Consider the following 13,437-nt stretch of genomic DNA (forward strand, 5'->3'; position numbering starts at 1 on the left):
CTATAGTATATATACCACATTCGGATTGAAGGCATGTCGTCTCTCATCAATCATCTGACCTCTTTCCTCATTTTAGAGCGTGAAAACATGAGATTAATGTCGAAAACATTAATTAAGTGTAAAGAGATTGTTAAAGTTATAGTAAAAAGCTGATAATAATGCAATGAAAAGTAAATATTTTTAACATTTTGTAAAAAAACAGAAAAAAATGTAGCCTTACATCTAATAGATTCGTTATAATTTTAATTGTGAGAGAACACCATCATAATTTCTTAGGGGGAAAAAGAAGAATGAAAAAGTTTTTATCCATCTTTTTGGTTGCGATCCTAGCAATCAGCTTGGCTGCATGTGGCAGCAACAACTCGGGCACTGAGAATTCCGGTTCTAATGGGGACTCCGGAGAGCAAATTAAACCGGAAAAGATCGTAATGGGATTTGTACCTTCCCAAGATTCAGATCAAATTGCTGACACTGTACAACCTTTGGCGGACCGTTTAGGTGAAGAATTAGGAGTGGAAGTGGAAGGTCGCGTTATGACTGACTATACTGCTTTAATCGAAGCAATGGGTTCAAACACTGTACATGTTGGTTTCATTCCTGCATTTGGTTATGTTCTCGCTAACGAGCAGTACGGAGCTGAAGTAATCTTAAAATCTATGAGATACGGAAGCGGTACTTATAAAGCTCAATATGTAGTTAGAGCCGATTCAGGTATCGAATCATTAGCTGATTTGGAAGGTAAAGTTTGGGCATATGCAGATGCAACTTCTACATCTGGTTTTCTTTTCCCAGCTTCTCAATTAATGGATGAGTTTGATATTGCAAGCACACAAGATTTACAAACTAACTTTTTCTCAGACACAATTCAAACTGGTGGACATGATACAGCTGCAATCGCAGTATATGAAGGTGACGCTGACGTAGCGACTACTTTTGATGATGTACGTATCGGTAAACTTGAGGAAGAGTACCCTGATATTATGGAAAAACTGAAAATTCTTGGTTACACTGCAGATATTCCAAACGACACAATCTCTGTGACGAAAGAGCTTGATGACGAGTTGGTTCAACAAATTAAAGATGCATTCCTTTCTTTCAATGACGATGAAGAAATGATTCAAATTATGAACGACGTTTACAACTGGGATGCAATCAGTGAAGCATCTGATGAAGAATACAAAGTTGTAAAAGAAACGTATGAAAAATTCAAAGATTCAATTTCTTTCTAATTTAATAAGGTCCGCAATCTAGGGGGAGGTTGCTTCCCCTATTTTGTTTGTATGTATAGAATTGAGGGGGTTTGCAACATGATACAGTTCAAAGATGTTTCCTTAGTGTACCCGAACGGAACGCAAGGGTTGAAGAATATTAATGTAACAATCAATGAGGGCGAATTTGTTGTTATTGTCGGCCTGTCCGGTGCAGGTAAATCAACTTTCATCAGAAGTATCAACCGATTGGTTACTCCAACTTCCGGAGAACTTAATGTAGATAATCAAAACATTCTGGCTTACCGTAACACTGATCTTAGAAAACTTCGAACTAAAGTGGGAATGATTTTTCAGAACTATAATCTTGTAAAAAGATCGAATGTTCTGAAAAACGTACTTGCTGGTCGTTTAGGATATACAGGAACATTGCGTTCCATGTTCAATCTATTCAAAAAAGAAGACATGGCACTGGCTTATGAAAGTTTGAAACGTGTAAATATTGAGGAGAAGCTTTATAACCGTGCTGATGAACTTAGTGGTGGACAGCAGCAACGTGTCAGTATTGCAAGGGTTTTGACTCAAAAACCAAAATACATTCTGGCTGATGAGCCGGTTGCTTCACTTGATCCTCCAACCTCCCATCAGGTTATGACTTATTTGAAAAAAATCAATAAAGAGGACAAGATTACTACTATAGTAAACCTTCACTTTATTGATATGGCGATGGAATATGCGGATCGCATCATCGGTATGAGAGCAGGAGAAGTAGTGTTTGACGGACCTGTATCGGAAGTAACGGAAAAAACGTTCGAACAAATTTATGGTCGTGCAATTCGGGAAGACGATTTGCGCGGAGGTGTAGAACAGTGAAGCTAGAAGAGACTAAAACACCACCTTCACTCCTTCCTGCAAAAACAAAAATGAAGCTTACAGTAATTTTCTCCCTCGTAATCGGCTTTTATATTTTAAGTACTGTTAAGACGAATGCCACAATCGGGGATTTGATTAACGGGATTCCAAATATGTTCAAAGTTATGGTGAAATTCTTTCCACCAAACCTGAACGTTTTTGTACATATTTTAGATCCTTTGGCTACAACTATCCAAATGGCCATAATTGCAACAACTATTGCGGCAATTTTATGTGTACCGTTAAGTTTGTTGGCAGCTCAGAATGTTACCACCAATAAATTTGTTTATACATTTGTTCGTTCGATGTTAAATATTTTGCGTACCATTCCCGACTTGGTACTTGCCGTAATTTTTGTAGGATTATTCGGTATCGGTGTACTACCTGGTATTTTGGCACTTATTATTTTCTCTTTGGGGATTTTAGCAAAATTAATCAGTGAAACAATTGAATCCGTTGATATGAATCCGATGGAAGCAATGAGTGCTTCAGGAGCAAATACAATGCAGAAAATCAGATTTGCCCTAATTCCTCAAATATTGCCGCAGTTTGTATCATTTGTCCTTTATGTATTTGAAATAAATATCCGTGCTTCAGTAGTCCTTGGTCTGGTAGGTGCGGGAGGAATAGGGATAATACTTAGTCAGCAATTGAGGTTCTATAACTATCCAAATGCAATGTTAATCATCTTGGTTATTTTTGCACTAGTAGTAATTATTGAATATATTTCAACTAAGATCAGGGAGGCGATTGTATAATGGAACTCGTTTTACCTCCCAAAAAGAAAACATCCATATTTAAGAAATTAAGAAACTGGGGAATCTTTGTATTTCTAACACTTATGTATATTTGGACTTTTGTCGGAATCGACATTAACTGGGCACGTGCAGCAGAAAGAATGGTCAACAACTTTCATCGTGTAATACCAAAGCTTTTCAGTCCCGAGTGGTCTGCCTTCGGAAAAGTGTGGTCTGCGATGGTTGAGACGTTGTACATTGCTTTTGCAGGGTCTCTGATGGCTGCGATACTAGCAGTTCCCTTAGGTTTCCTGGCGGCTCAGAACATGACTAAGAGTAAGGTGCTAACAACTTTTGGTAAATGGATCTTGAGTGCTATAAGAGCATTTCCTGACCTTATTTTGGCGATACTATTCGTCGTTGCAGTTGGCCCGAATCCCTTCGCAGGGGTACTTGCCATCGCGATCGGTTCTACTGGTATGCTTGGGAAACTCTACTCGGAAGTGTTGGAATCCATTGATATGAACATAGTGGAAGCCATGGAAGCAAGTGGAGCTAATAAGATCCAAATCCTTTTCCAAGGGGTTATTCCACAGATTATTCCCGAATTTCTTTCCTATGCCATCTATCGTTTCGAAATAGACGTTCGTGCATCTACAATTCTCGGTATTGTCGGTGCAGGTGGTATCGGGACACTCATTCAATTCGCACAAATGAATCGTAACTGGGAACAGATGGGGCTGATTTTATTGGTTATCATTGTAGTGGTAACGATTATAGACTTCCTATCCTCATCTATTCGTAAAAGAATCGTATAAGCGCTATCGGGTTGATCTTCGTGATCAGCCTTTTCTATTTCATTCAGAGATTCATTGAGGAGGTAACAAAGTGAAGCTGAAATTAACGATACTTGAAACAAGCGATGTTCACGGATCGATCTTGCCATTAAGCTATGGAAACAATGAACCGGCACCTCTGGGATTGGCAAAAGTATCAACTATCATCAAAGAGGAGCGGGAAAAGGAAGAGCACATTCTATTAATCGACAATGGGGACCTGATACAAGGAACACCTTTGACCTATCATTATGTAAAAAAACAAGCCGACAAGGAAAATCCGATAATCCGTGTATTGAATCATTTGAATTTTGATGCTGCAGTAGTTGGAAATCATGAATTTAATTATGGTTTTGGAGTTTTGAAGAATGCTGTTCATACATCAGAGTTTCGTGGTTATCTGCAAACATTCTTGATCAACAAACTGGAACACCCTTTTTAGGAAAGCCTTATATGATCAAAACTTTCGATTCTCTAAAAGTGGCTGTTTTAGGAATAACAACACATTACATACCCAATTGGGAAAACCCGGATCATATTGAAGGTCTATCTTTTGAAAACGCATTGGTTTCCACTGAAAAATGGGTATCCGACATTCGAGAAAAAGAAAATCCTGACTTGTTAATTGTCAGCTATCATGGTGGTTTCGAGCGTGATCCGTTTACAGGGGAAGCAACAGAAAACCTTACAGATGAAAATCAAGGTTATGAAATCTGCAGCAAAATAGAGGGTATCGATATCCTGCTGACAGGACATCAACATCGGACAATTGCCACGACCATCAATGGTGTTCTTGTAGTGCAACCAGGGGTGAACGGTCAAACGATAGGAAAGGCGACTGTAATATTTGAGAGAGAGAATGATACATGGAAGGTCAGGAGTAAAGAAGCAGAACTAAAATCAGTGGCACATGTAGAAACAGATCACGAGATAGTAGCTTTGATTAAAGAATATGAACAAGCCACACAGTCATGGCTGGATATGCCGATTGGAAATATCAACGGCGATATGCTTGTAGAGAATGCCCTTGATATACGTACACAAGATAATGCTCTCATCGAATTCATCAATAAAGTTCAAATGAAGGTTTCTGGTGCTTCCATTTCTAACACTGCTCTTTTTCATAATAATTCCCCGGGATTTCCTGCAAATGTCACCATGAGGGATATCGTATCAAATTATATCTATCCTAACACGTTGAAGGTTATTCGGATATCAGGCCAAGATATAAAAGATGCATTAGAGCGTTCAGCCTCCTATTTCAATATTGGGAAGGATGGGGAATTGGAAGTGAATCCGTCATTCACCACCCCAAAGCCTCAGCACTATAATTACGATATGTGGGAAGGAATTGAGTATGTTCTGGATATTCGAAAGCCAATAGGTGAAAGAGTGGTAAAACTGGAGCGAAACGGTGTTTCGATTGTTATGAATGAGGAATTTGATGTAGTGATGAATAACTACCGTGCAGGTGGTGGAGGAGACTACACCATGTATCGAGATAAGCAGGTTGTGAAAGACATCCCGTTGGACATGTCCGAATTGATTGCAAACTATATAATGGAGAACAAAGTGATTGATGCGACGGTAAATCGCAATTGGAAGGTAATATGGGGAGAGGGTGTTTAACTCTCCTGCTATGATTTACAATTTCTAGAATATGCATTGACGTATTACTTCAATTGCTATACCATTAGTTTTAATTCAAGATATTTTATAAAAAGAAAAAAGGAATGACTAATATGGCAGAAAGACACGAGCTCGATACTTCTTTAAAACTATTTATCGTCCTATCCAGAGCTTTTCGTGCAGTAAACGATCAAGCAAACCAATCCATTCAAAGTTTCCAGTTAAACCCGACTGAATTTGCAGTACTTGAACTTCTATATCATAAAGGTGATCAGCCGCTTCAACAGATTGGCGGGAAAATTCTATTAGCAAGTGGCAGCATCACATATGTGGTTGATAAGCTGGAAAGTAAAGGGCTTCTTGCCCGAAAAGCCTGTCCAAAAGACAGAAGGGTAACCTATGCGCAAATAACCGAGGATGGCAAAAAGCTGCTCCACGGAATCTTCCCGAAGCATGAACAACACATCCACGGCCTGATGGACGGCCTGACACAACAGGAAAAAGAACAAGCCATCGAACTAATCAAAAAGCTCGGACTGAACGTAGCAACACACAAAAAATGACCTTCAACTACTGAAGGTCATTTTTTTTTTTGCAAAAGGGGTCAGACCCCACAAGGGATTTTTTGATCCATGTCGAATTTATATAAGGTGAAGTCTGTTTGTAAAGGGGATAGTACATATGAGATTTGAGGAATTTAGTTATACTCGTCCGAATGTGGATGAGGTGGAGAAGAAGTTTATGGCTGCTTTGGAGAGGTTTGAGGCGGCAGGTTCTGTTGAAGAGCAGGAGAAAGCGATTCAAGAAATCAATGATGTCCGTAATCATTTAAGCACGGACTTCAATTTGGTGTATATTCGCCATTCAATCGATACAAATGATGAGTTCTACAAAGAGGAACAGGATTTTCTGGATGAGATCGAGCCTCTAACGAAGTCCTGGGATACCAAATTCTACAAAGCGCTCGTTAAGTCACCTTTCCGCAAGGAGCTGGAGGCGAAATGGGGAACACAGCTTTTCGCACTGGCAGAATGTGAATTGAAGACGTTTGATGACTCGATTATTGAAGACCTGCAACTTGAGAATAAACTGACGACCAAATACTCCAAACTGGTTGCTTCTGCAAAGATTGATTTCAACGGTGAAGAACTGACTCTCGCTCAATTGGATCCTTATACAGAGTCCGAAGACCGTGAAATCCGCAAGCAGGCAAGCGAAGCGAAATTCGGTTTCTTCCAGAAAAACCAAGAAGAATTCGATGAAATCTTCGATCAGCTTGTAAAAGTCCGTACCAAAATGGCGAAAAAGCTGGGCTATAAAAACTTCGTGGAGCTTGGCTATGCCCGTATGACACGTACCGATTATAATGCGGAAATGGTTGCAAAGTTCCGCAACCAAGTTAAAGAATTCATTGTCCCACTGGTAGCAAAACTTGCTGGAAGACAGCAGGAGCGTATTGGTGTCGATTCTCTGAAGTATTATGACGAAGGCTTTAAATTCAAAACTGGAAACGCAAAACCAAAGGGGACTCCAGAATGGATTATCGATAATGGAAAGCAGATGTATGAAGAGCTATCCGAAGAAACAAAGGAGTTCTTCCAATTCATGATTGATAAGAACCTAATGGACCTTGTGGCGAAAAAAGGGAAAGAAGCTGGGGGATACTGCACATATATTCCAACATACAAAACGCCTTATATTTTCTCGAACTTTAATGGTACAAGTGGTGATATTGACGTTCTTACTCACGAAGCGGGACATGCTTTCCAGGTGTATATGAGCCGTGATTTTGATGTGCCGGAGTATAACTGGCCTACTTATGAGGCGTGTGAGATCCACTCCATGAGCATGGAGTTCTTTACTTGGCCGTGGATGGAATTGTTTTTCAAGGAAGATACGGAGAAGTACAAGTTTTCACATTTGAGTGGATCAATTTCATTTCTTCCGTACGGAGTGGCAGTAGATGAATTTCAACACTTCGTGTACGACAACCCGGACGCCACTCCTGTGGAAAGGAACAAAGCATGGAGAGAAATTGAACAGAAATATATGCCTGGTCGTGATTTTGATGGGAATGCCTATTTGGAGGCTGGTGGGTTCTGGCAGCGTCAAGGCCATATCTACCGTACACCGTTCTATTATATCGACTACACATTGGCTCAAATTTGTGCTTTGCAATATTGGAAGCTCTCTCAAGAGAACCCCGAGTCAGCGTGGAACTCCTACCTGGAGCTTTGCAAACAGGGAGGAAGCAAGTCCTTTGTGGTCCTAGTGAAGTTTGCAGGTCTACGTTCTCCATTTGAAGACGGTTGCGTAGAGTCGGTTGTAGGGGAAATTGAATCTTACCTGAATGATGTAAATGATAAAGAATTATAAATACCTGAAGCTGTCGTTATTCCACGGCAGCTTTTATTTTGGCTTTTTCTTTCACTTTTTCCGCAAATTTTGTAGAATAGAGGGTACAGTATAACCAAAATAGGTGAATGCTACTCATTATATTTTTAGCAAAAAGCGGTAAGGTACATAGAGATTTTAATGAAGATACTATAATTAACATTTTTAGTATCAGAAAAGGAAGTGGCTATAGTGAAGACTAATGTTTTATTTTCCAATGTTTCAACTTTAAAAGTGTACGGAGAGTTTCCTCTTTCCGTTTCCAATATTTTTTCTGATTCTAGACAAGTGACTACAGATTCCGTTTTTGTCTGCATTAAAGGTTATACGGTGGATGGGCACCGCTACATTTCATCGGCGATTGAAAAAGGTGCAAGTGTCATCGTTGTGCAGGATCTCCCGGACCAAATGGATGAACGAGTGTGTTATGTACATGTAAGAGATACCGAACGTGCTTTGGGTCAGCTTGCAAATGTGTTCTTCGACTATCCTTCTACAAAACTGCGGATTATTGGTGTAACCGGAACGAACGGAAAGACGACAGTGTCAAGCGTCATCAATAATGTCATGAGAAAAGAAGGTTATAAAACCGGCCTAAGCGGTACGATCGAAATTGATATCGATGGAGAGAAATTCGAGAGCAAGAACACAACAAGCGATGTGCTAACGATGCAAAGGATGCTGAAGGATATGGTGGAAGCAGGCGTGACAGATGTGGTGATGGAAGTATCTTCCCATGGTCTGGTCCTAGGGCGACTTGCAGGGGTTGAGTTCCAGAACGGTGTATTCACAAACCTGACCCAGGACCACTTGGACTTCCATGGAACGATGGAGCATTATAAAAATGCGAAAGGCTTGCTCTTCTCCCAACTTGGACAGGATATGCGCAAGGATAAAGCAGCTATCCTGAATGCGGATGACGAAGCAACCGATGACTATACCACTATGACAAGTGCGAGAATCATCACGTATGGAATTAAGAATGAGGCGGACTTTAAAGCAAGGGATATCAAATTCTTTGAAAATAAGACAAGCTTTATACTTGAAACGAACTTTGGTGAATTTGAAATGGAAATTCCTTTCGTTGGCGAATTTAATGTGTATAATGTTCTATCTGTAATTTGTGTTCTATGGGATAAAGGAATGCCATTTGAAAGAATATTAAATCATCTAAGGGAAACACCTCCACCAAGCGGTCGCATGCAGACACTAAAGACAGGCGATAAGCGGAACGTCATTATTGACTATGCACATACGGAAGATGCAATCGGCAAGGTGTTGGACAGTATCCGCATGTTTTCCAATCATAAAATCATCTCTATTATCGGTACTGGTGGCGGAAGAGACAAAGATAAGCGACCGAAGATGGGAAGGATTGCTACCGAGAAATCTGAGTATGTCATTTTCACAACGGACAATCCATTAGATGAGCCGGGCGAGGAAATTGTACAAGGTATGGCAGCAGGCGCTATTCATGAAAACTTCGAATGCATTCCAGATCGTGAGCAGGCGATTATCCGTGCAGTGGAAGTTGCAGGAGAAGGGGATGTTATTCTCATCGCAGGCAAGGGACATGAAAATTACCAATTGATCGGAAAAGAATCTGTACCGTTTGATGAAAAAGAAATCACACTTAAAGCAATCAAAGCCTTTCCACTAACAGAAACCATTCCAACAACATAGAAAACTGGATATAGGCTGACTAGCTGATGCTCCCCTTTTAGCTAAGGAGGGTCTTCAGCTAGTCATCTTTTTTTGAAGAATAATAATTCTGTTGATTTCCGTTTCAGGCGCTTCGCATTCCTGCGGGCGGTCCGTAAGCCTCCTCATTCCGTTGGACGGCACTGAAAAACTGAAAACGAATTGTTATTAATGGTTTCTAGCTGTGGATTGGAGCAAATAGCGTAGATTCATGCAGGGGAGTAGCGACAATCTTGAGACCCCGCAGGGCGCAGCCCGAGGAGGCTCAAGGTCGCCCCGCGGAAAGCGAAGCTATTTGCGGAAATCCACAGCGGTGTTTACCCAAGAACTAAAATTCAGTACTTTTTCAGTGGCCTCCTCCGTTGCGGGGTCTTACCTGTCCCTTCCTCCCTTGGGAGTCTGCGCGCCTTCCACTACAATCAACTAGGTGGTTTCATTCACCGAAAGGAACAGCGGCGATTATACAAATATCTAATGATATCTTGTTTCAGTAGTACCGGTCGTTTTTTGCTCGGTTTTTCTTGGTTAATATAGTTGTTTCTTTGGAAGTAATATGTCGAATTGCATAGGGGATGTAAGTAAAATGGGGAAAAGGGTAGGGGTTATTTTGTTTATGCTATTGGTGTCAACAGGGTGTGCGAGTAATCCAACAGTCATCAACAATGTAACAGTAGATAGCGGTATAGAGAGTAACAATAAACTTGAGGATGATGAAGTATCTGAAAGTAATGAAGGGCTTGTTGAAGAGCACGAACTAGAGAAAAGGGAAGAAGAAAGAAAAGAACTTAAAGAGCTTGCCATAGAAGTAAATGGTCAAGTGTATGGTAATTCGTCGCAATTTTCCGAGTACGTTTCCGGAGTAAAAACAAGAATGGATACAGAGGATAAAGTTATAGCGCTTACTCTAGATGCCTGCGGTGGGGAAAATGGAAGCGGGTATGATGAAGAATTGATTACTTTCTTAATCGAAAATAATATAAAGGCTGATTTATTCGTTAATGCAAGGTGGATTGATGAACAATTCGAGACGTTTGTTGAATTGTCAAAAATGCCGTTATTCACGATTCAGAATCATGGTACGGAACATAAACCGTTATCCACTACTCCTCGCAGTGCGTGGGGAATAGCAAGCACTTCCACTCAATTCGAGATAATCGATGAAATAATGAATAATCAAATGAAAATCTTAGAAATAGCAGGTACGATCCCTCAATATTTCCGGTCCGGTACAGCCTTCTATGATGAAATATCCGTGCAAATTGCGGAGGATTTAGGGGTACAAGTAGTTAATTTTGATGTTATAGGAGACGGCGGGGCTACCTTTACCAAAGATGAAGTGGTGCAAGAAATGCTTACAGCACAACCGGGTTCCATCATCATCCTGCATATGAACCAACCGGCGAGTGAAACGGCAGAGGGAGTAAAAGAGGCAATTCTCACTTTGATTGAACAAGGCTTCAGCTTTGTCCATCTTCATGAATACGAGCTAGAATAATTACAGTTTTGTAACAAGTTACGGTAAAACACATATTGAATAGTATCAGGGTCACGATAAGTGTGGGAGGTAAGTTTCGTGACTTGTATGTTTCATGTGTTGTTTTCCTTTGTTCTGCTTTTCAATGTATCTGCCTGTCAGTCGAAGACAAAGGTGGAGAATACCAATTCGTTAATGGAAGAGAAAATTGTTCTTCAGGAAAAGGTTAACGGTATTGTTAAAGATGTAAATGAGGTCGACGAAGTGCTTAGATTATTCAACCTACAGGGTTTAACCAGATATAACTTGATTTTCATCGGGAATTCTCAAGACGAAAAGATGAAGTTCTATATCCCTGAATTTAAAAGTAGGGGATTCCGGCTTTATAGACGTGGTATAGGCTTAGACTTGAATAAAGAACTAGATGTTTAAGACTTGCTCTATCAGTTAAATTTTCTAACATATTCTACGTTTACTCATACAATAAAAAAAGGGGGAAGTTCAGAATATTTTATTGACTTATGTCCTTCACAGTTGCTATAATTGCAAAAAGCAAAACAAATACCATATAACTTAATAGCAACACTTCTTATTTAGAGTGGCGGAGGGACAGACCCAATGAAGCCCGGCAACCTGCAATGTATGTTTGAAAAGGTGCTAATTTCTGCAGATCTTGTATCTGAAAAATAAGAAGAGGGCTTATGACGATAACCTCTTCTTATGAAGGGGTTTTTATTATTTCTCAAGGAGGATTGTAAAAATTAGTTATATTTAGCCAATCTGATAAATAACGTAAATTAAATACTATTTTCAAGTTAACGTGTTACTCAACTAAATAACTCTTATCCAGAGTGACTGAGGGATCAGGCCCTATGAAGTCCGGCAACCTTCAAGAATCAACATTCTTGAGTTGGTGCTAAATCCTGCAGGCAGAGTAGCCTGAGAGATAAGAGGAGGAATTTCAACCTCTTCTTATGAAGGGGTTTTTATTTTTTGAGTCTGTAATACGTCGCTGTTGATTTCCGCACTGGGCTTCGCTTTCCGCGGGGCACTTGTGGAGCCTCCTCGGCAAGCCTATGGGGTCTCCACTAAGTGCTACCTCCCGCTGGAGTCTTCGCCCTGTGCTCCAATCAACAGCTAAGATTTCTATAATAATTTTAAGTAACATGTGATTTGACTTCGTCGTTTTAAAATTCTAAATTAAAAAATCGGAGGAATCTATAATGAGTAACCAAAATTATGAAGTAGAAACGTTATTACTACACGGTGGGCAAACACCAGACCCTACTACAGGTTCTCGAGCAGTTCCAATCTACCAAACAACTTCCTATGTGTTCGACAACACCGATCATGCCCAAAATCTATTCGCACTTAACGAATTCGGAAACATTTACACACGAATCATGAACCCGACAGTGGATGTGTTGGAGCAAAGGCTTGCCCTTTTGGAAGGCGGAGCGGCTGCCGTGGCTACGAGTTCCGGGATGTCCGCAATTGCTCTTGCCATTTTAAATATCGCTCATGCAGGTGATGAAATTGTTGCAGCGGAAAACCTGTATGGAGGAACGTATAATCTTTTTGCTGTCACCCTTCCGAAATACGGAATCAAAGTTAAATTTGTTGATGCGACAAATCCGGAGAACTTCCGAAACGCGATTACACCGAAAACAAAAGCTTTGTTCGGGGAGATCATCGGAAATCCGAGCCTGCGAGTACTTGATGTGGAGGCGGTAGCCAAGGTGGCACATGATAATTCGATTCCTCTTATCATAGACAATACATTTGCTTCCCCTTACCTTTGTAATCCAATTAAATGGGGGGCGGATATCGTCGTACACTCTGCTACCAAATGGATTGGTGGCCATGGAACGACAATCGGTGGGGTGGTAGTCGATGGAGGGAAATTCAACTGGGATCATCCTAATTTCCCTGGATTTACGGAGCCGGATGAAAGCTATAATGGCATCAAATACGCACAAACTTTTGGAAACTTGGCATTTGCAGTCAAACTCAGAGTACAACTTTTAAGAGACTTTGGTGCATGCCTAAGTCCACAGAATGCATTTCTACTATTACAGGGACTAGAAACCTTGCATTTAAGAGTGGAGAAGCATAATGAAAATGCCCTGGAACTGGCGAAATACTTGCAAGATCATCCTGCAGTGGAATGGGTTTCCTACCCTGGTCTTCCGGATCATCCGGCCCATCCGCTTGCCAGAAAATATCTTGGTGACGGAAATGGTTCAATTGTTAATTTTGGAATCAAAGGTGGAAGGGAAGCAGGCAGAAAAGCCATTGATAATGTTAAGCTTTGGTCGCACGTAGCAAATGTTGGGGATGCCAAATCACTTATCATCCACCCTGCGTCGACAACACATCAGCAGTTGACAGGTGACAATTTGAAAAAATCCGGAGTTACTGAGGACCTTATCCGTCTGTCTGTCGGCATTGAATCCCTACAGGATTTGAAAAAAGACCTAGATCAGGCATTATTCATTGCTACCGGAAAGTCAAAACATGCTGCAGTGAGTCAAAATATATAGAAA

The 13,437-nt window shown here is 40.6% G+C and carries 10 protein-coding genes, 1 pseudogene and 2 riboswitches; all 11 genes and pseudogenes read left to right on the top strand.

Annotation, left to right across the window (positions count from 1 at the left end; all coding sequences use genetic code 11):
- The first annotated feature begins 290 nt into the window (after positions 1-290).
- The 11 genes and pseudogenes from AB685_RS10130 (at position 291) to AB685_RS10180 (ending at position 13,434) form a co-directional block, all read left to right on the top strand.
- The gene (locus AB685_RS10130) at positions 291-1,229 is read left to right on the top strand and encodes a phosphate/phosphite/phosphonate ABC transporter substrate-binding protein (protein ID WP_047970495.1); all 939 of its coding nucleotides are present in this window, start codon (positions 291-293) and stop codon (positions 1,227-1,229) included.
- A 78-nt stretch (positions 1,230-1,307) separates the two neighbouring features.
- The gene (gene phnC / locus AB685_RS10135) at positions 1,308-2,081 is read left to right on the top strand and encodes a phosphonate ABC transporter ATP-binding protein (RefSeq protein ID WP_047970496.1); all 774 of its coding nucleotides are present in this window, start codon (positions 1,308-1,310) and stop codon (positions 2,079-2,081) included.
- Positions 2,082-2,131: 50 nt separating this feature from the next.
- Entirely contained in the window at positions 2,132-2,878 is a 747-nt protein-coding gene (phnE, locus tag AB685_RS10140) for a phosphonate ABC transporter, permease protein PhnE (protein WP_082153610.1), read from the top strand.
- On the top strand, positions 2,878-3,675 hold the full coding sequence (phnE, locus tag AB685_RS10145) for a phosphonate ABC transporter, permease protein PhnE (protein ID WP_047970498.1): 798 nt from the start codon (positions 2,878-2,880) through the stop codon (positions 3,673-3,675). Before phnE (AB685_RS10140) ends, phnE (AB685_RS10145) begins: the two co-directional genes overlap by 1 nt.
- 70 nt (positions 3,676-3,745) lie before the next feature.
- Positions 3,746-5,322: pseudogene (locus AB685_RS10150) on the top strand (bifunctional UDP-sugar hydrolase/5'-nucleotidase).
- A 113-nt stretch (positions 5,323-5,435) separates the two neighbouring features.
- Positions 5,436-5,885, top strand: coding sequence for a MarR family transcriptional regulator (locus AB685_RS10155; RefSeq protein WP_047970499.1), 450 nt, complete (start codon positions 5,436-5,438; stop codon positions 5,883-5,885).
- A 118-nt stretch (positions 5,886-6,003) separates the two neighbouring features.
- Positions 6,004-7,698: a M3 family oligoendopeptidase gene (locus tag AB685_RS10160; RefSeq protein WP_047970500.1), complete on the top strand. Its 1,695-nt coding sequence runs from the start codon at positions 6,004-6,006 to the stop codon at positions 7,696-7,698.
- A gap of 210 nt (positions 7,699-7,908) precedes the next feature.
- Positions 7,909-9,399, top strand: a complete 1,491-nt coding sequence (locus tag AB685_RS10165) for a UDP-N-acetylmuramoyl-L-alanyl-D-glutamate--2,6-diaminopimelate ligase (RefSeq protein ID WP_047970501.1) — start codon at positions 7,909-7,911, stop codon at positions 9,397-9,399.
- A gap of 601 nt (positions 9,400-10,000) precedes the next feature.
- Complete coding sequence (locus tag AB685_RS10170) at positions 10,001-10,912, top strand: polysaccharide deacetylase family protein (RefSeq protein ID WP_047970502.1); 912 nt, start codon at positions 10,001-10,003, stop codon at positions 10,910-10,912.
- A gap of 78 nt (positions 10,913-10,990) precedes the next feature.
- On the top strand, positions 10,991-11,323 hold the full coding sequence (locus AB685_RS10175) for a hypothetical protein (protein WP_047970503.1): 333 nt from the start codon (positions 10,991-10,993) through the stop codon (positions 11,321-11,323).
- 154 nt (positions 11,324-11,477) lie between these two features.
- Positions 11,478-11,584: riboswitch (SAM riboswitch) on the top strand.
- A 146-nt stretch (positions 11,585-11,730) separates the two neighbouring features.
- Positions 11,731-11,844, top strand: a riboswitch (SAM riboswitch).
- 270 nt (positions 11,845-12,114) lie between these two features.
- Entirely contained in the window at positions 12,115-13,434 is a 1,320-nt protein-coding gene (locus AB685_RS10180) for an O-acetylhomoserine aminocarboxypropyltransferase/cysteine synthase family protein (RefSeq protein ID WP_047970504.1), read from the top strand.
- The last annotated feature ends 3 nt before the right edge of the window (positions 13,435-13,437 follow it).

The sequence above is a fragment of the Bacillus sp. LL01 genome, assembly GCF_001037965.1.